Below are 21,772 nucleotides of genomic sequence, written 5' to 3'. Positions count from 1 at the left end.
AATGTCAAGCCAACCAGAATATATTTTAGAACAAAAATTAGTTGAACAGTTGCAGCAATTAGGTCACAAGAAAGTCAAAATCTGCAATGAAAATGATCTAATTAAAAATCTAAAAACTCAACTTGAAATTCATAATAAGAAGACATTTTCCGATAAAGAATTTGAAAAAATTCTAAATCATCTTTCTAAAGGAAATGTTTTTGAGAAAGCAAAAATTCTTCGAGATAAATTTCACTTTATTAAAGATGACGGAAGTTCAGAATGGATTGAGTTTATCAGCCAGGATCACTGGTGCCAGAATCAGTTTCAGGTAACCAATCAAATTGCTCAGGAAGGTAATTTTAAAAACAGATATGATGTAACCATACTGATTAATGGATTACCATTGGTACAGATTGAATTGAAACGTCGTGGTTTGGAAATGAAAGAAGCTTTTAATCAAATCAATCGTTATCATCATCAATCTTTCAATTCTGGGAATGGCTTATTTAATTATGTTCAGTTGTTTATAATCAGTAATGGAGTTAATACAAAATATTATTCCAACAACGCAAAGCAGACTTTTAAACAGACATTCTTTTGGTCAGATGAGCATAACAATAATATAACACAGCTTGAAGATTTCGCACAGTCATTTTTAGAGCCCTGCCATATTGCTAAAATGATTACCAAATATATTGTTCTGAATGAGACGAATAAAATACTAATGGTTTTAAGACCTTATCAATATTATGCCGTTGAGAAAATTGTTGATCGAGTAAGAAATACCGATAAGAATGGTTTTATCTGGCATACAACAGGTTCAGGAAAAACACTGACTTCCTTTAAAGCCAGTCAGATTCTGAAGGAAATTCCTAAAGTTGAGAAAATAGTTTTTGTGGTTGACCGAAAAGATTTGGATTATCAGACACAGAAAGAATTTGATGCTTTTGAAAAAGGAAGTGTAGATGCCACTGAAAACACTGCACACTTAGTTAAGCAACTTTCAAATAATACAAAACTGATTGTAACTACTTTACAGAAGTTAAATACTGCAATCACCAAGGAAAAGCACGGTAATAAAATTGACAACCTGAAAGATAAGAAAGTGGTTTTCATTTTCGATGAATGTCACAGAAGTCAGTTTGGAGATACTCACCAGAATATCAAAAAGTATTTTAAGAACGCTCAAATGATAGGCTTTACAGGAACTCCGATTTCTGATCTTAATTCAATTGGGAAAATAGATGGAGCTCCTGCAACAACCAACAGATTGTTTGAGGACTGTCTTCATAAATATGTGATTACGGATGCAATTCGTGACGATAATGTTTTGAAGTTTTCTGTGGAATATGTCGGAAGATACAAGGAAAAAGAAGGAAGCAATACTTATATTGATACTGATGTTGAAGCGATAGATACCAATGAACTTCTTGAAAGCCCAAAACGTCTTGAAAAAATTGCAGATTATCTCATCGCAGAATACGGAAGAAAAACTCATAATAGTACTTTTAATGCAATGTTTTGTGTAAGCAACATTGATGTTTTGCAGAAATATTATGACCTTTTCCAGAAGAAAAAGGAAGAAGGTAAGCATCAGTTAAAGATTGCAACTATTTTCAGTTACGGAACTAATGAAGAATCTAAGGATGCAAATGGAATCTATGAAGAACCTGAATTTGGAATGGTAGCAGAACCACAAGCACAGTACGGAGATTTTCATAGCAGAAATATATTAGATAGGTATATCGGTCATTATAATGAAATGTTTGGAACAAACTTTTCAACAAAAGATTCTCAGACTTTTTACAACTACTATAATGATGTTGCCAAAAGAGTTCGCAATAAAGAAGTTGACTTAATTATTGTTGTGAATATGTTCCTGACCGGATTTGATAGTCCACAATTAAATACTTTATTTGTAGATAAAAACCTTAAATATCACGGGCTTATTCAAGCATTTTCCCGTACCAACAGGCTTTTAGGCGAAAAAAAATCTCAAGGAAACATTGTTTGTTTTAGAAATCTAAAATCTGCAACTGATGATGCTGTCACTTTGTTTTCTAATAAGGAAGCGATTCAGGAAATCATTATTCATCCAATAGAAGATTATATTGATCTTTTTAATTCTGCTTTAGAGACATTAAAATTAGTTGCACCTGAAATTGACAGTATCAACAATTATCAAACTGAACAGGAAAAGTTTGAGTTTATCACTGCTTTTCGTGAAGTTATGCGTGTTCTGAATGTTTTAAAATCATTTGCCGATTTTGATTTTGACAAATTAGAAATGACCGAATTTGAATTTGATGGCTATAAAAGCAAGTATTTAGATATTTGGAACGAAACAAAACCAAAAGGAGGAGAAGGAAAAGCCAGCATTTTAGATGATGTAGATTTTGAACTGGAATTAATTCACCGAGATGAAATCAATGTAAGTTATATCCTTTCACTCTTAGCCAATCTTACCGACTCAAATCTAAAAGGAAATAAACTAGAACAAAAGAAAAAAGAAATCAGAGATATTCTTTCTGGTGATGCAAAATTGCGAAGCAAAAAAGAACTGATAGAAAAGTTTATAGAAGAAAACTTACCTCATATTTCCGACGGAGATAATGTGAATGAAGAATTTGAAAAGTATTGGAATAAGGAGAAGAACTTTGCTTTTGAAAAAATTGCTACCGAAGAATCTTTGAATAAAGACCGGTTCAGAGATGCTATTGATGATTTTCTATTCACTTCCAAGACACCTAAAATTAGTGATACATTAAAACTTCTTGAAGTAAAGCCAAAACTTACTGAAAGAAATAATATAGGTAGAAGAATTATTCAGAAGGTTCAAAATTTTGTAGATGTTTTCATTGATGGAGTTAGCGCCTAATCTAAAATAAAAAGGTTCAGCATCTGCTGAACCTTTTTCTATATCTTTAGTTATCCCTTCTCAATCAACCTCTCCAGCCTCCCCATCATCTCATCCTTCTCCTTCAGCATCCTTTCATAAAGTTCCATCTTTTCTTCATGCAACTTCTTTATTTCTTCAATGGGATTTACATTAAAAGTAGGAGTATGTCCTGTGTTCAGGAAAGAACCATTATCAAACGTATTAGAAATAATATTCACCGCCTGCTCCTCATCAAAATTCTGAAACGCTTCCACCGGAATTTTCAATACTTCAGAAATTCTTTTCAGTAGAGGGTCTTCAATAATTTCTTTCTGTTCCAGCAGAGAAACTTTCTTCTGGTTCCAGTCGTCCCCAAGGTCAAGAGCTAATGCTTCCTGCTTGATGCCCAGCATTTCTCTGAATCGTTTTACATTGCGTCCCTGATGTATTGTATGTTCCATGATAAATCAACATTTATGAGGTTTAAATATAGAAAAATATTTATAAAAATGCCTCTTAAAAAACAGCTTAATTATAATCTATGTTCTTCATGCTGATATTGCGAAACGGTCCTTCTCTCCTATTTCGCCATTTCCGTTTTTATGCCCGCTTTTTTTTCATCAAAAAGTCAGAAAAAACAAACGCTGTTATCCGGTTTTCACTTTCTGACGAACATGCGCTAAAAATCTTACAATCCCCTGTTTTTCTATGCCTGGCACTCGCTATATTTGATCGTACAAACCAAAAAACACAATATTATGGCACTAGACAATTTAATCAGTGTAAGCTTTTCAACAAGTGATCTGGAAACGATTGATAAAGCAATTCAGGACATCCAGTCTGTACTGTTAGGAAAAACCATCAACCTTACTCCGGATCAGCGACAGCAATACGGAAGAATTGCAGAACAAAACAAGCTCTTCGTGAACAAAGCCAAGATCTACATGGAACAATATGCCCAGTATGTTCCTAACTTCCTGGATAAAGCAGAATTCGATAAAGATTATATCGCCAGAGAACAGATTGAACAAAGATTACAACAGCTGGATTCTTTAACAGAACAGCTTTCAGACACCAAAGTATTGCTGGATCACGATAACTATCATAACGCCATCAGTTTCTACCGAAGCATCAGATACCTTTCCGAAGAGAATGTACCGGGTACCAATGTTATTTATGATGATATGAAGCAGTTTTTTGTGACGGGACAGACTCCTCAGCAAACTCAGGTTCCTCCGTCCTCAGCAGATCCTGATACATCTTCTAAGTAAAATAGTGTTACATTCAATACATCCTCTCTCAACATGAGCACGTGAAAACGTGCTTTTTTTGTGATGATCCATCTGCTTATTTTTGGTTGGAAATCGCAAAGACGCAAGCTCTCATCATAAGGACGCTGTTTAAGGCGCAAAGATTTTATCTCCGATAAAATTGCTGTACCCAATATACTTACCTGCTGAAAATCTTTGATTTTCCTGCGCCTTACAAAACATATCAATATTGAAAACTTTGCGACCTTGCGTTTAAAACAATAATAAGCCATTGTATTAATCAGTAAGAATAAAGTGAAAACGTGCTTTTTTGTGGATATCTGTTTATCATATTTTGGTTGGAAATCGCAAAGGCGCAAGTTCTTATTATAGGGACGCTGTTTAAGGCGCAAGGATTTTATCTCCGATAAAATTGCTATAATCCAATATACTTACCTGCTGAAAATCTTTGATTTTCCTGCGCCTTACAAAACATATCAATATTGAAAACTTTGCGACCTTGCTTTTAAAACAAAATAATAAGCCATTGTATTAATCAGTAAGAATAAATACTTTTTTGAGAGCACGTGAAAAACGTGCTTTTTTTGTGATGATCCATCTGCTTATTTTTGGTTGGAAATCGCAAAGACGCAAGTTCTTATTATAGGGATACTGTTTAAGGCGCAAAGATTTTATCTCCGATAAAATTGCTATAACCCAATATACTTACTTGCTGAAAATCTTTGATTTTCTTGCGCCTTACAAAACATATCAATATTGAAAACTTTGTGACCTTGCTTTTAAAACAAAATAATAAGCCATTGTATTAATCAGTAAGAATAAATACTTTTTTGAGAGCACGTGAAAATGTGCTTTTTTGTGGTTATCTGTTTATCATATTTTGGTTGGAAATCGTAAAGACGCAAGTTCTTATTATAGGGACGCTGTTTAAGGCGCAAGGATTTTATCTCCGATAAAATTGCTATAACCCAATATACTTACCTGCTGAAAATCTTTGATTTTCCTGCGCCTTACAAAACATATCAATATTGAAAACTTTGCGACCTTGCGTTTAAAACAAAATAATAAGCCATTGCATCTGAAGAAACAGAATATTTTAAAATGCAAAGGTTTTATTGGTTCGAATTGATGATTGGAGGAAGCAAAGAATGGTGGCTACGCCACTGATGAAGCCAGATGAATAGTACGCATGATTCTTACAATAATCTATTACCCCCTCTTACCTTCCTAACACCCTCCAGGTAGTATAGCAACCGTCTCCGTTCCTTTGGACAACGGTCTCTACCCTCTTATATAAGCAGGTGGAGCCCCTTATCCAAGTCCGTCTACCCCCTACCCAAGGGGGTGAGCCCCTTCATGAAGGGGGTGGAAACCGCTCATGAAGGCCCTCCAGAGGCTTGGTGAAGAGGTTAGAGGGACTTCCGAAGGGCCTATGGGTATTTCTGAGCAATATTTATAGTGACTTTCAAGAAAATTTACGCTTTCCCGTAAGCAGAAACTGGAGATTTTTATTATTATTGCTTCTTCTAATGAAGAAGTTGTTCTTTCGCCAGAAAGAAAGCTAAACTAAACACCCAGGAAAACCAAATGTCAGTAATAGAAACAGCAACAAGTTATTTTGAACGCCTTATACAATCCGATGAATTTTACTTTCAAAAAGGAAAAGATGCATTAAAAAAATGGATGGATCTTTATTTATCCGATGAAGGACAGATAAAACTGCAAAATCTTTTAGAGGACTATACTACCTTTGCTGAAATTAAAGAGGGACATCAATTCTTTTCGATAAAGGAAATTCTCTTTAGTATTATTTCCTATTGTGATATTCACGCTCGTGGCAAAGCTTTTTATAATCAGTATGATGATAAAAGAGTATTGGCTAAAGCAGGAGTAAGAATGAAACCATGGGTCATCAATACTTTTAATTACAAGTATCACAAAGATGATGTAAATATCACTGTGAAAAATGCCTTAGATATGCTGGCGATGCCAGAAAACAATATCAATTCTATAGCATTAAGCCATAGAGAACTTATCTCTAACCATTATCTGAATCATTCCTATAACCCGGACACTTTTGTTTCTGAATTGAAAGAAAAATTCTCGGATATTGACAAAACCAAAAATCCAGAAAATCAGACATTATTAATAGCCGCCCATATCTATGACCAGAAAAAAGAATGGGATAAAAAGCAAATGGATTTTAAAACCTTTATTACCAATCTAAAAGAATATACTGAGAAAAACCAACTCGAGTATGATTTTGGAAATCTTAATGGAAATAATATATGGATCTTTGATAAAGAACAATATTTTAATCATAAAAGAGCTCATTATGAAGTGATCATAAAAAAGGGAAGTATTTCCGTTGACCTACATTTTGAAGACGGTCATCAGAACGCCGAAAAATTGAGAGCTCTGTTGGGTGAACTTCCTACTGATACTCTGGAGTGGAAAAAGTGGCACTTCGGAAACTCGGTTTCTCATATTAAGAAATTTACACTCTCCGATGAAGACCTTGTAGAAAAGGTAGTAGAATGCTTAGATGAGCTTTATGATGCTACCTCAGAAAAACTAATTGATGTTATAAAAAATATGAATTCAGAACTTACAATGAATACTGTAATCAATCATCCGCTTAATCAGATTTTATATGGTCCTCCTGGCACTGGTAAGACCTACAATACCATCAACAAAGCCATTCAGATCGCTAACCCTGATTTTGTTCTGTCTGATCATACCCGAAAGCAAATCAAGGACGAATATAAAAAGCTGGTAGATGAAGGAAGAATTGTGTTTACCACCTTCCATCAGAGCATGAGCTACGAAGATTTTATTGAAGGCATTAAACCTAAAATTGATGAAGATGAGAACGGAAATAAAAAAGTAATCTATGAGGTCGAAAGTGGAATTTTCAAAAGAATTGCTGATAAAGCCAGAAAACCAAGATTAAAAAGTGAAAATTCAGTAACACCATATACCTTTGATGATGCCTGGAGTGATCTTGTTCAGGATGCAAACAGACATCTGGAAGATGGAAATCCGCTTGTACTAACTATACAAACTCCGAATCTGGGATTGAAAATAGTGGATATTTCTGATAAAGGAAATCTAAATCTTAAGCCTATTTATTCTGAAGATTCAAAAATTTATACGATATCTTATTCCAGAGCTGAGAAATTGCAGCAGGCATTTCCTGATCTGTCCGTAATTAAAAATGTGAATACGGAATTCAGAGAAGTGATCGGAGGTTCCAATTCTACAGCGTATTGGTCTGTTTTAAATTATATCAATAATAAAATAAAAGAAAAATCTATTACCGAAGTAAAAGAAGAAACTCTTCCTCCCCTTCCTCATGTATTGATCATTGATGAAATCAACCGTGGAAATGTGTCTCAAATCTTTGGAGAACTCATTACACTTATTGAAGAGGATAAACGTATCGGCAATAATGAAGTACTGGAGATCACCCTTCCATATAGTAAAGATAAATTCGGAGTTCCTTCCAACCTGTATATTATCGGAACTATGAATACAGCAGACAGAAGTGTGGAAGCTTTGGACACAGCGTTGAGAAGACGATTTTCATTTGAAGAAATGTCTCCTAAACCTGAGCTTCTGAACCCGTCAGCAATGATAGAAAATCTATTATGGGAGTATAAAAGCTATGAATGGACCGACAAAGAATATCTGACTGAAGAGAATAAATTATTTTCTGTTTTAGGTGTTTCTGAAGACTTCAAAAAAGAAAAAGAAGGTATCTGGGAACAGATGAAAGAAGATAAAAAAAATAATATCGTCAGAGAATCCGGATATTTTCAAAGGTTTGATTTTGAAAGAATAGATTTTGAAAAATTATTGACCATCATAAACAACCGTATAGAAAAACTGATTGATAAAGATCACGCCATTGGACATGCTTATTTTATAGGAAAAGACAATACAACCATCAGAGATTCTTTTTATAAAAATATCATTCCTCTACTACAGGAGTATTTCTTTGGTGATTACGGCAAAATAGGATTAGTACTGGGCAAAGGATTTGTGAAAAAGAAAGTTACCGAATCATCTGTTTTTGCAGCATTTGATGACTATGAAAGTGAGTATTCAGAAAGAGAATCGTATGAAATCATAGATTACAGAAAACCAGATCATCATTATAAAATTGGAGATACCGACATGGATTTCTCTAAAGCTCTTCTATTGTTAATGAATCAGTCTGTTTAATGAAACCAATAGAATCCATTGTTGTTTTTGAGCATGAAAAGCTCTACTTTACTGATGAACATAAAAAACTAAAACTGGACCAGGCTTTAGAGAATTATTATGGAGATGGAACTCCTTTTTTTAGCCTTATAAAAAACGGTGTAAAGTTTAATCAACATGTAGGAGTCATAAAGATTGCCCAAACAACCATTGAAATTCTTCCGAAAGCAGATCATAACGGCAAAGATGAATGGAGACAGCTATTGCACGACATGATAAGAACGGTATGGGGATTTGAAGTAAAGGTCTCCAGCAGTGCTTCGTTAAAGCTGAAAAAAAACTCTATTCTGGATCTTTATTATGAACTGTATGTAAAAGAATTAGAATATCTGCTTCACCGTGGACTCATCAAAAGATACAACAGGAAAGAGGGAAATCTGCATGCTTTAAAGGGGGCTCTGCAGTTTTCAAAACATATATCTCAGAATCTGGTTCACCACGAAAGATTTTATGTAAAGTACTCTCATTATGATGTCAATCATGAAATACACCGCATTCTCTACAAAGCTCTGAAGCTTATTGAACAGACTAACAGCAAGCCGGATCTGAGCAGCAGAATTGGTATGCTACTGTTGAATTTCCCCGAAATGAGTGATGTCAAAGTCACAGATTCAACATTTGAGAAAATCAACTTTGACCGGAAAAATCAACATTATGAAAAAGCTCTGCAGATCGCAAAGCTGCTATTGCTGAACTATCATCCTGATGTTTCAAGAGGGAAAAATAATGTACTTGCCTTAATGTTTGATATGAACCGTCTTTGGGAACAGTTTATATATGTTGTTTTAAAGAAAAATATACAGCATATTGATATCAAAGTAAGAGCCCAGCAATCCAAAGAATTCTGGAGATCAGAAAACGGAGCCAGCAGAATGAAACCTGATATTGTTCTGGAAGCTAATGGAAACAGAATTGTTCTGGATACAAAATGGAAAAACTTAAACGGAAATTATTTTCCGTCAACCGAAGATCTAAGGCAGATGTATGCTTATCACCGATATTTTAAAGCAACAAAAACAGCTCTGATATATCCGGGAAAAGAAAGTAAACTGATTAAAGGGGATTATTCGGCTATAGAACATGATGATGCCACCGATACACTGACTTGCGGAGTTGCTTTCATTTCGACTCATCAAGATATAAAGCAATGGAAAGAGAATATTGTATCATTTGTAAAAGAAAATTTTCTCGCTTCACACAAAACTTATTAAGGTAAATTTCGATTATTATAAAAGTTTAGATTCCTGCGGAATGACTAGGTGGATGTTTCTGTGTGCGTGCACAGCTAATTATTGTCGGAATGACAAAGTGGGCGCTTATTTGTATTTACGTTTGTTTGTGCATAGTTACTTGCTTCAGACATAATACAAACTGCTCGCTTAGCTTATCCACAACGTTTATTGGTGTGTACGTGAATAGTTACTTGCTTCAACATACTACAGACTATTCACTTAGTCTATCCGCAACGTTTATTTGTGTGTGTTTGTTTATGTGTGCATAGTGAACGGATGAAGGAGCGCGTCATGATACTTATTGTACAGCTGTTTCAACCAACTCCTACGCCCTTCATAATACTTTAACACCCTTTATACCCTCTCCCCCGATAAATTTTCGTTCTTTTGCAAAAAGTTTTAATTTTTACCTAACCGCATGTCTAAGTTTGATGAAATCCGGTATTTCTATGATCAGGAAGTGAATGAGAGATTACAGAGCATTGCCCGTGATCCCATGATGAAAGCCTTTATGAATTTTACTTTTCCTGATACAGATGAGCAGGTTTGGCTGGAACAGTTTAAGAATGTTCATTCCATCAGTGATTTTCAGCATCAGTTTGTGGCCTTTGCCGTTCGCCAGATCCTTGCAAAAAGTTCTGACGGTTTAACGACTTCTGGATTTGATAAGCTGGATAAAAACACTGCTTACCTATTCATCTCGAACCACAGGGATATCGTTCTGGATACTTCACTGCTTAATCTGGTATTGCTGGAAGGAGGTTATGTAATGACTGCTTCTGCCATTGGTGATAATCTTGTCCGTAAAAAGTTCTTAAACGTGCTGGCAAAACTGAACCGGAATTTTTTGGTACAAAGAGGTCTGCCCCTTCGTGAACAGCTGACAAGCTCACAGACCATGTCTGAATATATTAAAGAGCTTCTGCTTCAGGAAAACCGTTCTGTATGGATTGCCCAGCGTGAAGGCCGTACCAAAGACGGCAACGATTCTACCCAGCAAGGTGTTTTGAAAATGCTTGCCATGGCAGCCGGAGACCAATCATTGACAGATTATTTTAAATCCTTAAAGATTGTTCCTATCTCTATCTCCTATGAGTATGATCCTACAGATTCCTTAAAAATGCCTCAGCTGCTTGCACAGCACAGGGATGAGGAATACATTAAAGGGAAAAATGAAGATTTCACCAACATTATCAGCGGAATTCTGGGTCAAAAGAAACGCATTCACCTTCATGCCGGTGATGTTCTGGATAAAGAACTGGATGAAATTGCAGCGACCATTGACAACAAAAACAAACAGCTGCAGGCCATTGCACAGGTGATTGACCGTTCTATCATCAGTAATTATAAACTTTGGCCAACCAAGTACATTGCCTATGATCTGCTTCACAACACCAATACTTACGCTTCCGAATATACGGAGCAGGAAAAACAGTTGTTTGTCCGCAGACTTGAAATGCGCATAGATCCTTCAGATCCTGTTTCCAGAGAGTATTTCCTGGCCATGTATGCCAATCCTTTGGTAAATAAGCTGAAGCTTGAAGAAGAATCTAAAAACTAGTTTAGGATAAAATAAATAAAAACCACTGTTGTTGAGCAGTGGTTTTGTTGTAATTCTTTCAGATTTTTATCTGATTTGCGACATAGAATCCACCTCTATGATTGCATCTGCAAATGCTTTTGGAGCTTCCTGTGGTAAATTGTGTCCAATTCCACCCGTTAAAGTATGATGTGCATATTGACCTGTATATTTTGAAGCATAACTTTCCGGTGCAGGAAATGCAGCTCCGTTGGCATCGCCTTCCAAAGTAACGGTTGGAACTGTAATCGATGGAGATTTTGCCAGTTTAGCTTCAAGCGCATCGTATTGTTTTTCTCCTTTAGCCAATCCCAGACGCCAGCGGTAATTGTGAATTACAATATCCACATGATCAGGATTATCGAATGCTTTGGCAGAACGTTCATAGGTCTGGTCATCAAAAGTCCATTTTGGGGAAGCCGTTTTCCATATCAATTTGTTAAATGATGTAGTATTTGCTTTGTAACCTTTATACCCTCTTTCCGTTGAAAAGTAATACTGATACCACCATAACAGCTCGGCATTCGGAGGCAAAGGTTTTTCGTTTGCCTTTGGACTTCCAATCAAATAGCCGCTTACCGCTACCAGTCCGGTGCATCGTTCAGGCCACAGTGCTGCCATGATATCTGCGGTTCTTGCACCCCAGTCGAAACCACCAATGATGGCCTTATCTATTTTCAGGGCATCCATAAAAGCGATGATATCCAATGCAACAGCACTCTGCTGACCGTTTCGTTTTGTATTGGGAGAAACAAAGGTCGTTGTACCATACCCTCTTAAATAAGGGACCAGAACACGGTAACCTTTTTCAGCAAGTATAGCGGAGGACTCTTCAAAACTATGGATATCATAGGGCCATCCATGAAGAAGGATAACCGGTTTTCCTTTGGCCGGACCTACTTCTGCATATCCAACGTTCAACAACCCGGCTTTGATTTGCTTTGTATTTTGAAACGCAGATCTGACCGCTGTGTTTTCCAGGTCTTTTTCACCCGTGGTATATGTCTGTGCGTGTAAAGACAATAATCCTGTTCCCATAAAAATAATCAGGGACAAAACGGATTGTATTTTTTTTCTGAAGTTCAATGTAGTATTCATAATAGTGATGTTTTGTGATGGTAAAATTATGGCAAAGCAGAGATCGGAATAAGAACAAATACTTTGAACAGGTCATATTAAACGTTGAATACTGATTTTCGGGCGGTAAACCGGACAGGAGAAAAAACAATAGCGCTATATATTATGATGTTAATAGACAAAAACATTATTCATCACTATAATTTTTTTCTAAAAGCACTATCTTCGTATCTGAAAAAATTGACAAAATGAAGAAATTCCTATTGCTGGCTTCGGCTGTATTCGTTCTCCATTCATGTGTGGTAAGAACAGCTACTAAAGTGGTTTCCGGAGCGGTAAATTTAAGTTACAAAGCGGTAAAGGGAACCGTTAACGGAATCAGCTGGGCAGTGAGCAAAGCAAAGGGGAAAATTGATGAAGACCGTCTGGATGGTACCTGGAAAGTAGTGGGCGTTTACCGTGGTTCTTTTGAAGATTTTTCAAAAGATCAGAATCCTGACGGATCATTTACTTCAGAATGTACGGAAGGTTTTGATCAGATTGTTTTCAAGGCTAAAAAGTCTAAATTCAAGCCCGTACATTGCAGCACACAGGATGAAGATTGGGTAAAATATTCAATGGAATTCGGAAAAAATCCTTCAACGAAGGAAAAGGAGAATTATATCGAATACAATTCCAATAGCTATATTTCCGTTATCGATGTAACCAATAAAACAATGGTTCTGGAAGGCAATCTTATGCCTAAACAGGGATTTTCCGGTGGTAAGTTATATCTTCTTGAAAAAGTAAAATAGAACTAAGGGCTGCATTTTTGCAGCTGCAGTTTCTGTTCACTGTTTAAACCTTCAAAACGATGCATAATCTTACTCCTTTCTTCGAAACAGCACTATATCCTTTGTTTGATCTTACCGATGAGGAGAAAGAAATGATCCTTGCCGAAGCAAAAGTATGGCATCTGGAAAGCAACAGTTATGTCATACGGGAAAACTCAACGGCAGACAGCCTTTTTTTTCTTCAAAAAGGAGTTATCAGAAGTTTTTATATAAAAAACCATAGAGAGATCAACACTGAATTTTTCTTTGAACACGATTTTTTTACAGCACTGACAAGCTATCTGACCGGCGAAAAAACATCTCTTAATTTTCAATGTCTGGAAGCTTCAGAAATTATTATTCTTCCCAAAAAACTGACAGACAAGCTTTTAAAAGATCCGAAATGGCATCAGTTCATGAATCAAATCCTTACGAAAGAGTTTATTAAAAAATGCCGCCGTGAAAGCTCTTTCCTGCTTCAGGATTCTTATGAACGGTATCTTTATTTTCTTGAACAGTTTCCGCATTCTGAAACCAGAATTCCTCTTTTCCATATTGCTTCTTATCTGGGGATGAGTCCTGAAACCTTAAGCAGGATCCGAAGTAAAAAAATAAAGCAAATTGATTTAAGTCAAGTAAACAGAATCTGATTTTCTTCACTTTTGTCTAAATATTTTAATAATGGACAAAAGGGTACAATTTGATTTTGAAGTGTATTTTACCAATGGGGGAAGCCTTAAAGGGGAAGAATTCAGACTTGACATTGCAGGAGATCATATTACAGACCAGGAACTGATTGATTATATTATTGATGATCTCCGGCTTCTTATGGCTGGTAAAGTCAATATCCTGAATAAGCAGGTCATTAACGAACCCCATAAAAGAAAGACTGTACAACAAAAACCTCCTGTGGAACGGCTGATCGATCTGAGCCACACGATTGAAGAAGGACTTATTACTTATAAAGGGCTTCCCGCTCCTCACATCTGTGATTATCTCAGCAGAACGGAATCTCAGAAATTGTATGAGGAAGGAACTTCGTTTCAAATTGGTAAGATTGAAATGGTTACGAATACAGGAACTTATATCGACTGTCCTTTCCACAGGTTTGAAAACGGAAAAGACACCGCTGAAATGGAACTGGAAAAACTGGCTGAATTAGAGGCGGTAGTAATCCGGATTCCTTATACGGAAACATTGGAGATTACAGATCAATATCTCAGAAACCGGGAAATCAGAAATAAAGCGGTACTTATCCATACGGGATGGGATAGCCACTGGAATACGGAGACGTATTATGAAAATCATCCTTACCTTACGCAAAGCGCGGCAGAATATCTTAAAGACTGCCAGGTAAAACTTGTAGGGATTGACTCTCATAATATTGATAACACAAAAGGCAAAAACCGTCCCGTACACACCATTCTTCTGGGCGATGAAATAGTAATTGCGGAGCATCTTTGTCGTTTGGAACAGCTTCCTGATGAAGGTTTTACCTTTACGGCTGCCCCTCCAAAATTCAAAGGAGCCGGAACTTTTCCGGTAAGGGCCTTTGCTTCAGTACAACAAAACTTATAAAGAGTTTCCTTGAAAACAGCTCAAGAAATTGATAATGAAGATTATTTTAAAAACCGTTCTGCAATAAAATACCCGCTTCCCACCACCAGTAGTGGCAGTGCTATTGAAATCAGGATTAAAGGCCAGGCAAAAATTCTGAAATAGGTATATAAACTTACTGAGGAAGGATCCTCAGGATCGTAGATCACAGTCTCTGTTTCTCCAATGGCCCAGGCCGAGGGATTGGTTCCTTCCGCCAGTTCAAAAGTATGTTCCATATTATTTTGGGACCGGAAGGTAAAGACCGGACTGAATACGGTTCCCTCTGATTCATATTCCCTTAATGAGGTAACGGTTGCCGTTGCCTTTTCTGCTTTTTTTAAGAATGAAAGAGTATTTTTAAAGCTCATTAATGCTGCTGCAAACAGAATGATTCCTGCTGCAAGGATGATATAATATTGCCACATAGCTTTCGTTTTTTTTCTGTCCATACTATTTCATCCTGAAAACATATATTTTGATTATCTTTCTTGTTTTCAGATTGATACCCCGAAGATACAAAGATTTATCACATCATTATTTAACCCTTAAAAAACAATCTGTTATCTGGTTTCTATATCTACAATTTGCTTTCCTTCATTACCCAGATAATGAAGAACCAACTTCTCATATACTTTATAACCGTCATCAATATTGGTAAAAATTATAATTCCCTTCCCTGAGCCGGGTATGATGATGGCAATACATTGTGTTCCCTGATCAGCTCCGCCGTGGGATAAGGCATAATCACCGTTTCCAAGGTCGTATATCTCAAACCCCAGTCCAAAATATTTTTGATCTTTTACTTTGACCTGTTTTTTGATCATTTCCTGAAAAACATCCGGTTTCAGATTTTTCTTATTCATGACACTGACCATAAAGTTGCCGTAATCTTCAACCGTAGTATAAAGATCATCAGCCGCATTGGCCGTTTTGTTTTTTTCGGTTGGATAAGGTTTACCATCTTTATCATATCCTATAGCCAATCTTGATTCGTCGGTATTCTGATCCCAGATATAATGGGTATCATTCATCCCGAATGGCTGAAAAACAAGTTCTTTTGCCAGCTGATCCAGTGATTTTCCAAGCTTTTTTTCCAGTGCTTTCCGAAGGTATTCAAAACCTTCTCCTGAGTATTGGTATTTTGTACCGGGATCAAACTGAAAGTTCAGTTTCTTATCTGCATTCATCCATCTCCAGTTCGGAAAACCTGTCTGATGGCTCAGGATCATTCTGGTGGTTAATTTTTGATACCTTGAATCGTTGGCAATATCTGGATCTGTCCAATAGGCATCAAGAGGTTCATCAAGCTTCCATTTCCCAAGACTTACCAATCGTAATGCAACCATTGCCGTAACAGGTTTTGTAAGTGATGCGACATTAAACAAGGCATTATCAGGTGCTGCAATCCCTTTCCTGATCTCACCGAAAACTTTCACCTGCTGCAACTTTCCTCCTTCTATAATTCCTAATCCCAGGGCAGGAATATTATTTTCTTTCAGCCAGCTTTGCATGGAATGATCGTTATCAAACATCGTTTCACTATCGGTAGTCTGCTTCGGATGATGATTAAAACTCAATGAATTTTTAAGCTTCCACTCACCATTTTCCAGTATCCATAAATGGGTAAATTTTGCTTCCCCAACCAGTTTTTCAGCATGATTTACTATCTTCTCATAAAAAAGGTGGTCTCCATTCTGAATGGCAGCGTAGATCTTTCCGTCTTTATACATGGGATAAATTTCTGTGCTTTTATTAATAAGCACTCTTCTTATCTGGTAGGTCTCCGGGGATTTACATAATCCGTTTTTAAAATCAATGATAAATTTTTCCCTGTCCTCAAAACCTCCTTTGTCATGATAAAATTCAAACTTTTCGCTCAACAGATTTTCCATCTGCTTGATGTTGCAGGTATTGTAGCCTACAGAAAAAAACAGGCTGTCTTTCGACATAATGGTTTTATACAGAGAATCTGTTTTCTCTGTTTGTGCCTGCGTGACACTCATGAACAGCATAAAAAAAGGAAGGGTGAACCTTGAAGACTTTGTCATTGTTATTTTTTTGACAAAGATTCGATTTCCTTTTGTTTTTCTGCTAAAAATGAACCCGACAAAAACCCGACAAAGTCCCGACAGGTTTTATATCATACTGAATTTCAGTCTGAAATAGAGTTTTTTATTCTTATCGATTTCGGCTGCATTCCGAAGGATAATAAATACATTGGAGAGAACAATGAGGATCATCAGGATCAGGGTAAACTGTTTCCCGAACTTTAAAAAGATGCCGAGCATGAAGGTAATAGGTGCCATCACTGTCCAGATCATCTGAACGGAAATAATCTGTCTTGCAAGACTGTTTCTCTGCTTCATACTATACATGAGAATAAGCGGGACAAAAATATTGAGTGGCGGTAAAAGAGTAAATATTAACGAGGAAAGGTTAATGATTTTAATGTATGAATAATTGATTGGAACTTCCTCTTCTTTTACTTCAATTTCAACCTTATCTGTTTCTGAAATTATTTGTGGTTGATCCTGCTGCAATTCAATCTCTTCTATTCCTAAAGCCTGTGCCAGTGCTCTGAGGGTATGTCCTTTAGGTTCTGTTCCCGATTCTATACGTTGAATGGTTCTTACAGAAATCTTTGATTGTTCTGACAGTTCTTCCTGAGTCAGATTTTTTTGTTCTCTTATGGCTTTTAGCTTGGACATTGTTGAGGGTATTCGGAAAATATTTTGGCTAATTTACTGTTTTCATTATTAAAATCTTTTCTTACATCCGCTGATGTTTAAATTATTATTCATATAAAAAATAAGTGTATTTTTATTTAAGAATAACTTTCTATTTTTCAGTCATTTATAAACTTTAACACCAAATCAGTTTATGGAAAATACAATATCCAAATCCGAAGTCAGGAAGAATATTGCTACCTATCTCATTCTTACCCTGCTTTTCTGTCTTCCTGTCTATTATATGTGTATCCGCACCGGAAAACTTGGCGGCGGAATAATCTCTTATGCAACCATTGTCATGTGGTGCCCCGCTATTGCTGCATTTCTTACCTGCCGTATCAGAAATATTCCCATTTCTTCCCTGGGATGGAAATGGGAACCGACAAAATACCAGATTATGGCCTATTGTATTCCTGTTCTTTATAGTTTGGTACCTTACCTCATCATCTGGATCAGCGGTGCCGGCGGCTTTTATAATCATGAATTTGTAGCGGAAATTGGCAAAGGAATGGGCTGGAACCTTTCTGATGGCCTTACGATCATCCTGTATATTATTCTGATGAGTAGTTTTGGTATGGTACGTTCGGTAGGCTCTGCACTGGGAGAAGAGATAGGCTGGCGTGGTCTTCTGACGCCTCAATTGGCCAAGATCAATTCCTATACTGCTACTTCTCTCTGGATGGGTGTGATATGGTCGATCTACCATTATCCTCTTCTGCTTTTCTCCAATTATAATACAGGCGGCCCCAAATGGCTGGCTCTTTCGTGTTTTACGGTGATGATATTTGCCGCTTGTTTCATCTTTACATGGTTAAGATTAAAATCCGGAAGTTTATGGACAGGGGTTATTTTGCATGCCAGTCATAACCTTTTTATACAGTCTATTTTTACTCCTCTAACTGTAGATACGGGAAACACCAACTATTATATTGATGAGTTTGGTATTGCGCTGCCCATTGCAACAGCTGTTGTGGCTTATTTCTTCTGGAGGAAGAGAAAAGAACTGGTGGATCGTCCACTTTCAGCATAATCTGTTTATTAAAAAGACAGCCTTTTATTGAAAGGGCTGTCTTTTAATATATTAATTCTGAAAAATCTATTCCGGATTAATTACTTCAATAAGGCGTATTCTGCTGAGCAAACTTTGAAATATTTCCTGAGTATCTCTGCTCTCACCTAACGAAATACTTAATCCTTCCCCTTCCTTATCTTCATTTTTAAGACCTATTCTGCCTGCTTTTTGTCCTTCACTATTACTTATTTCTTCAACCAATATTCCGTTGTCTTCAAACCATGATTTAATTTTTGCTACCGCTGAATTAGTATTCTTTGATGTTCTTTGTAAAACTAACTGCTCCGGATTTCCTAAGAATCCTTTAGCGTTCTTATTCAATACAAACTGTACGAGAAATTTAAACTGATGCCTGTCAGGTCTCGCATACCATCTGGCCTGGCTGTATCCGCCCAAATGATGACGAACGGGTATCTCATTCGGTATATTATCGTTGTCAAATACCTTTGTATTCATTATTTCATGATTGAAAGTAAGATCAGTTTTTATATTTCCGCCCTCTGCCCTATATTTTTCTGCCCATTCACTTATTCCTTTAAACTCTGTTTCTCCCATTGTTCTGTAGAATTTCATCGTCTGGAGATCAGGAGTGCCTTGTGTTTCATTTCTCAATAAATCAAGTCTTTGCCTCATAAATTCTTTACTTTTACTTCCCTTATCCCATCTCCTTTCATGAAATTTTTTGATAAAAAACAATTGCTGCAGATCCCGATATACGGAAGCTGTAACGACCTTGGCATTCATAATGATATTAACTTCATATCTCTCCTTTTCACTGACATCCCCGTACTTTTCCTTTCTTTCTTTTTCATATTTGTCACTTTCCCATTGATCATGGTTGAATTTATAGTCTCCTTCAGATAGATAATCTGCATTATAAATATCAAGTACCAGAATGATATCTTTTATATCTCCTCCCATCAGTTCCAGGGTTTCCAGCATCTTTCTTTCGCTTTCCCTGTTTCCGATGAAATAGGTATTGAAAACTTCTCTCACAGTCATTATTTTTATCTGTCCGTTTTTCAGCCTGACTCCTATCTTAGCTTTGTTATTTGTTCCTTTTGCACTGAAAAACAAATTGTTGTATTTTCCTATAATGCTCATAATAGTTTTTATTTAAGGTTATTTATTTGATTTCTGGAGTTTACACCAATATTAATAACACAAATTTCCGCGGAAACATTCTGACTCGTTAAAGGGGAAAAACCCATTTTCAGAAATTCAGGGTTTACCCGTATTCCCAGACGATGTATTTGTTTATTTAACTATGTAAACGCTTAACTATAATAAAGACTCTTGATTAAAAATTCACCCATAAGAGAATTCCCTTATTTTTTAAAATTCCGTTTTTTCCCTTAATGAAGATTTATTCTGATTGCTGAAATTTGTATCAGACAAAGAGATCAACAATCTCATAGTCAACATTTAGTTTAAAAAATAGTAACCCATTAAAACCAGAATATGGCAGAAACAGTAAACACCCAGACTACAGATGCAGTAACGCAGACTAACGTTACCGTACTTGGTGAGTCTCCCGCACAGGCTATGAGTATGCTTTACCAGATGGCCACGCATGCCAGTGGAATTTCCATTCAGAATTCTGTGACAAACCAGCAGAACTTGAACCAGCTCAACCCTGCGATTGTTGCAGATGCCATTAAAATTTTAAAAGGATAATTTAAAACCTTACCATCATGAGTGAAAACAACAGTGAAACCCAACAATCCCAGGCGGCCAATGCTACCACTCCGGCGGAGAAAGCTGTAGTATTTGTGAACAGTGAGGTACTGGCTCCGCCTAAAGCTCCTCCAATGACCGGAGTAACCAAAGTAATGATAGAACAGTCTACAGGGATGATGGTTCAGGATTTACAGTCTTTCTTAAAAGGATTTGAGCAGGTAGGTCTTATTGCATTGAGCAGACTGGCCAATAATCTACTGACCTATGGAACCACTTTCGGGCCGGCGCCGGGGAGTAAAGAAACTTCTGTTCAGATGGCTGAAAATATTCAGGGCCAGGATGCAGGAAAAGGCAATGAAATGATGAAAGACTTATTCAAAATGGTAAGTGATTATGCTGAAGTAAAGGCTAAAATTTCCAATACAATTTATAATGTCAACGCGCTTCCAGTCTCAGAAGCACTTCCTTCTCCCCCATCCTATACGGAAGTTTCCTCTGAAGATGAAGATCCCGAAAAAAAAAACGGGTAGATCCGGTTCCGGAAGAGACCTCTTCAGAAAAAGAAAGTATGAGAAGAAGCTTTATCACGGCTGATCATGGGGGAAAATTAGTATTAAAGTCGGTTAAACTGACACAGCCACTTGTAAAACCGGAGATCAAAGAAGCGGTAATTCCTTCGGTCGAAACTGAAGGTGATCCCAAGAAAAAAACAATAATAGCCCAGCTCATTGAAAAAATTAAAATAAATAAAAGATGAATTATTCCTCAGTAACCAAACCCGCCAAAATTTTAAATCTGGAAAGCTTAGATGATTTAAATGAAAGACTTTATCTGCTCAAAAGCAATGAAATCAGTTATCTGGACACCAAAAGTTCAGAACCTAAAAAGACGGAGCACAATTCGGAACGATTTGTATTTAATCTTCAGACATCAGACATTAATATTCAGCCGTCTTTACGACTGGTTAACTGCATCGGCAGAGGAGGCAAAAGGTACAACCATTTTCAGTCTTTTGTAGTGGAACCTAAAGATAAATCGACAGGAATTGCCGTGATCATGGTCAAGCTGGATGATCCAAAGGTATTTTACTGCAATATAAGAATCCTGCCTCTTACCACCCTGAACGAAATTGCAGTTCCTGATTATGATTCAAAACTTCTCACGATCAATCTGGAAAGATCAAAATGTGTACTGAAAGCAGATATTACGATCACACCTTCCAATACGGGTGAAGCTCAGTACTCCGTGCATGATGTGGATGTAAGTGCCATTTCCGATCTGGTTACCCAGGATGAAATGGTGGCATTAAAAAGAGAACTGGAATTTCAGGCCTCCAAGCTGATTGCCCATTATTTTCAGGAAATCCTGAGTATCATAGTAAACGAAGTCCCATCCGGCAGTAAATCTCTGATTATTCCGGATGATTATATCCTGACCCTTCCTCCGCATCAGTTAAAAGAAATACTGACTGCCAGCGCTATCTCTGCATGTATTGCTTTAGAAATTACAGGTTACAACGTTGTAAAAGACCTCAACCGGGATTGGAAATCTGCTTCTGCATTTATTAACTATCTGCTGTAACAAGACTTTTTCTT

19 protein-coding genes are annotated in these 21,772 nt (G+C 36.7%); 13 read left to right on the top strand and 6 right to left on the bottom strand.

Annotated elements, in window-relative coordinates:
* The first annotated feature begins 1 nt into the window (after position 1).
* A complete protein-coding gene (locus JNG87_RS14645; RefSeq protein WP_202839110.1) occupies positions 2-2,860 on the top strand; it encodes a type I restriction endonuclease subunit R in 2,859 nt (952 codons plus the stop codon).
* 50 nt (positions 2,861-2,910) lie between these two features.
* On the opposite strand, the gene JNG87_RS14640 is transcribed toward JNG87_RS14645, so the two are convergent.
* Positions 2,911-3,321: a helix-turn-helix domain-containing protein gene (locus tag JNG87_RS14640; RefSeq protein ID WP_202839109.1), complete on the bottom strand. Its 411-nt coding sequence runs from the start codon at positions 3,319-3,321 to the stop codon at positions 2,911-2,913.
* 297 nt (positions 3,322-3,618) lie between these two features.
* Between JNG87_RS14640 and JNG87_RS14635 the strand changes: the two genes are divergently transcribed.
* From JNG87_RS14635 to JNG87_RS14620, 4 genes are all read left to right on the top strand, one after another.
* On the top strand, positions 3,619-4,131 hold the full coding sequence (locus tag JNG87_RS14635; RefSeq protein ID WP_202839108.1) for a hypothetical protein: 513 nt from the start codon (positions 3,619-3,621) through the stop codon (positions 4,129-4,131).
* 1,587 nt (positions 4,132-5,718) lie between these two features.
* Complete coding sequence (locus JNG87_RS14630) at positions 5,719-8,358, top strand: McrB family protein (RefSeq protein WP_202839106.1); 2,640 nt, start codon at positions 5,719-5,721, stop codon at positions 8,356-8,358.
* Positions 8,358-9,608, top strand: a complete 1,251-nt coding sequence (locus tag JNG87_RS14625) for an McrC family protein (RefSeq protein WP_202839099.1) — start codon at positions 8,358-8,360, stop codon at positions 9,606-9,608. Before JNG87_RS14630 ends, JNG87_RS14625 begins: the two co-directional genes overlap by 1 nt.
* Before the next feature lie 439 nt (positions 9,609-10,047).
* Positions 10,048-11,190: a 1-acyl-sn-glycerol-3-phosphate acyltransferase gene (locus tag JNG87_RS14620; RefSeq protein ID WP_202839097.1), complete on the top strand. Its 1,143-nt coding sequence runs from the start codon at positions 10,048-10,050 to the stop codon at positions 11,188-11,190.
* Positions 11,191-11,256: 66 nt separating this feature from the next.
* Here JNG87_RS14620 and JNG87_RS14615 read toward each other — a convergent pair whose 3' ends face one another.
* Positions 11,257-12,306, bottom strand: a complete 1,050-nt coding sequence (locus tag JNG87_RS14615; RefSeq protein WP_202839090.1) for an alpha/beta fold hydrolase — start codon at positions 12,304-12,306, stop codon at positions 11,257-11,259.
* Positions 12,307-12,533: 227 nt separating this feature from the next.
* Between JNG87_RS14615 and JNG87_RS14610 the strand changes: the two genes are divergently transcribed.
* From JNG87_RS14610 to JNG87_RS14600, 3 genes are read left to right on the top strand one after another with little or no spacing between them, the layout of a single operon-like run.
* Positions 12,534-13,079, top strand: coding sequence for a hypothetical protein (locus tag JNG87_RS14610; protein ID WP_202839088.1), 546 nt, complete (start codon positions 12,534-12,536; stop codon positions 13,077-13,079).
* A gap of 59 nt (positions 13,080-13,138) precedes the next feature.
* Positions 13,139-13,747 carry a Crp/Fnr family transcriptional regulator gene (locus JNG87_RS14605; protein WP_202839086.1) on the top strand — a complete coding sequence of 203 codons (609 nt, stop codon included), beginning with the start codon at positions 13,139-13,141 and terminating at the stop codon, positions 13,745-13,747.
* A gap of 31 nt (positions 13,748-13,778) precedes the next feature.
* Entirely contained in the window at positions 13,779-14,675 is an 897-nt protein-coding gene (locus tag JNG87_RS14600) for a cyclase family protein (RefSeq protein WP_202839084.1), read from the top strand.
* A 41-nt stretch (positions 14,676-14,716) separates the two neighbouring features.
* Here the strand turns inward: JNG87_RS14600 and JNG87_RS14595 are convergent, their stop codons facing one another.
* From JNG87_RS14595 to JNG87_RS14585, 3 genes are all read right to left on the bottom strand, one after another.
* The gene (locus tag JNG87_RS14595) at positions 14,717-15,145 is read right to left on the bottom strand and encodes a DUF3592 domain-containing protein (RefSeq protein ID WP_202839082.1); all 429 of its coding nucleotides are present in this window, start codon (positions 15,143-15,145) and stop codon (positions 14,717-14,719) included.
* A 111-nt stretch (positions 15,146-15,256) separates the two neighbouring features.
* The gene (locus JNG87_RS14590) at positions 15,257-16,744 is read right to left on the bottom strand and encodes a serine hydrolase (protein WP_202839080.1); all 1,488 of its coding nucleotides are present in this window, start codon (positions 16,742-16,744) and stop codon (positions 15,257-15,259) included.
* An 87-nt stretch (positions 16,745-16,831) separates the two neighbouring features.
* On the bottom strand, positions 16,832-17,404 hold the full coding sequence (locus tag JNG87_RS14585) for a helix-turn-helix domain-containing protein (protein WP_202839078.1): 573 nt from the start codon (positions 17,402-17,404) through the stop codon (positions 16,832-16,834).
* A 172-nt stretch (positions 17,405-17,576) separates the two neighbouring features.
* On the opposite strand from JNG87_RS14585, the gene JNG87_RS14580 reads away from it, so the two are divergent.
* A complete protein-coding gene (locus tag JNG87_RS14580; RefSeq protein WP_202839076.1) occupies positions 17,577-18,455 on the top strand; it encodes a CPBP family intramembrane glutamic endopeptidase in 879 nt (292 codons plus the stop codon).
* Between the two features lie 66 nt (positions 18,456-18,521).
* Here the strand turns inward: JNG87_RS14580 and JNG87_RS14575 are convergent, their stop codons facing one another.
* On the bottom strand, positions 18,522-19,601 hold the full coding sequence (locus JNG87_RS14575; protein ID WP_202839074.1) for a hypothetical protein: 1,080 nt from the start codon (positions 19,599-19,601) through the stop codon (positions 18,522-18,524).
* A 357-nt stretch (positions 19,602-19,958) separates the two neighbouring features.
* On the opposite strand from JNG87_RS14575, the gene JNG87_RS14570 reads away from it, so the two are divergent.
* The 4 genes from JNG87_RS14570 to JNG87_RS14555 are packed head-to-tail and all read left to right on the top strand — an operon-like array spanning position 19,959 to position 21,758.
* Positions 19,959-20,174 carry a RebB family R body protein gene (locus tag JNG87_RS14570; protein WP_034697211.1) on the top strand — a complete coding sequence of 72 codons (216 nt, stop codon included), beginning with the start codon at positions 19,959-19,961 and terminating at the stop codon, positions 20,172-20,174.
* A gap of 17 nt (positions 20,175-20,191) precedes the next feature.
* The gene (locus JNG87_RS14565) at positions 20,192-20,707 is read left to right on the top strand and encodes a hypothetical protein (RefSeq protein WP_202839072.1); all 516 of its coding nucleotides are present in this window, start codon (positions 20,192-20,194) and stop codon (positions 20,705-20,707) included.
* Positions 20,708-20,745: 38 nt separating this feature from the next.
* On the top strand, positions 20,746-20,934 hold the full coding sequence (locus JNG87_RS14560) for a hypothetical protein (RefSeq protein ID WP_202839070.1): 189 nt from the start codon (positions 20,746-20,748) through the stop codon (positions 20,932-20,934).
* A complete protein-coding gene (locus tag JNG87_RS14555) occupies positions 20,931-21,758 on the top strand; it encodes a hypothetical protein (RefSeq protein WP_202839068.1) in 828 nt (275 codons plus the stop codon). The genes JNG87_RS14560 and JNG87_RS14555 overlap by 4 nt, the downstream gene beginning before the upstream one ends.
* The last annotated feature ends 14 nt before the right edge of the window (positions 21,759-21,772 follow it).

The sequence above is a fragment of the Chryseobacterium cucumeris genome, from assembly GCF_016775705.1.
Lineage (GTDB): Bacteria > Bacteroidota > Bacteroidia > Flavobacteriales > Weeksellaceae > Chryseobacterium > Chryseobacterium cupriresistens.
Note: the sequence above shows the minus strand (reverse complement) of the source record. Positions and strands in the feature narration are given on the sequence as shown.

Coding starts and splice junctions, on each gene's coding strand:
- JNG87_RS14645 (WP_202839110.1), top strand. CDS start 2: ATGTCAAGCCAACCAGAATATATTTTAGAACAAAAATTAGTTGAACAG.
- JNG87_RS14640 (WP_202839109.1), bottom strand. CDS start 3,321: ATGGAACATACAATACATCAGGGACGCAATGTAAAACGATTCAGAGAA.
- JNG87_RS14635 (WP_202839108.1), top strand. CDS start 3,619: ATGGCACTAGACAATTTAATCAGTGTAAGCTTTTCAACAAGTGATCTG.
- JNG87_RS14630 (WP_202839106.1), top strand. CDS start 5,719: ATGTCAGTAATAGAAACAGCAACAAGTTATTTTGAACGCCTTATACAA.
- JNG87_RS14625 (WP_202839099.1), top strand. CDS start 8,358: ATGAAACCAATAGAATCCATTGTTGTTTTTGAGCATGAAAAGCTCTAC.
- JNG87_RS14620 (WP_202839097.1), top strand. CDS start 10,048: ATGTCTAAGTTTGATGAAATCCGGTATTTCTATGATCAGGAAGTGAAT.
- JNG87_RS14615 (WP_202839090.1), bottom strand. CDS start 12,306: ATGAATACTACATTGAACTTCAGAAAAAAAATACAATCCGTTTTGTCC.
- JNG87_RS14610 (WP_202839088.1), top strand. CDS start 12,534: ATGAAGAAATTCCTATTGCTGGCTTCGGCTGTATTCGTTCTCCATTCA.
- JNG87_RS14605 (WP_202839086.1), top strand. CDS start 13,139: ATGCATAATCTTACTCCTTTCTTCGAAACAGCACTATATCCTTTGTTT.
- JNG87_RS14600 (WP_202839084.1), top strand. CDS start 13,779: ATGGACAAAAGGGTACAATTTGATTTTGAAGTGTATTTTACCAATGGG.
- JNG87_RS14595 (WP_202839082.1), bottom strand. CDS start 15,145: ATGGACAGAAAAAAAACGAAAGCTATGTGGCAATATTATATCATCCTT.
- JNG87_RS14590 (WP_202839080.1), bottom strand. CDS start 16,744: ATGACAAAGTCTTCAAGGTTCACCCTTCCTTTTTTTATGCTGTTCATG.
- JNG87_RS14585 (WP_202839078.1), bottom strand. CDS start 17,404: ATGTCCAAGCTAAAAGCCATAAGAGAACAAAAAAATCTGACTCAGGAA.
- JNG87_RS14580 (WP_202839076.1), top strand. CDS start 17,577: ATGGAAAATACAATATCCAAATCCGAAGTCAGGAAGAATATTGCTACC.
- JNG87_RS14575 (WP_202839074.1), bottom strand. CDS start 19,601: ATGAGCATTATAGGAAAATACAACAATTTGTTTTTCAGTGCAAAAGGA.
- JNG87_RS14570 (WP_034697211.1), top strand. CDS start 19,959: ATGGCAGAAACAGTAAACACCCAGACTACAGATGCAGTAACGCAGACT.
- JNG87_RS14565 (WP_202839072.1), top strand. CDS start 20,192: ATGAGTGAAAACAACAGTGAAACCCAACAATCCCAGGCGGCCAATGCT.
- JNG87_RS14560 (WP_202839070.1), top strand. CDS start 20,746: ATGAGAAGAAGCTTTATCACGGCTGATCATGGGGGAAAATTAGTATTA.
- JNG87_RS14555 (WP_202839068.1), top strand. CDS start 20,931: ATGAATTATTCCTCAGTAACCAAACCCGCCAAAATTTTAAATCTGGAA.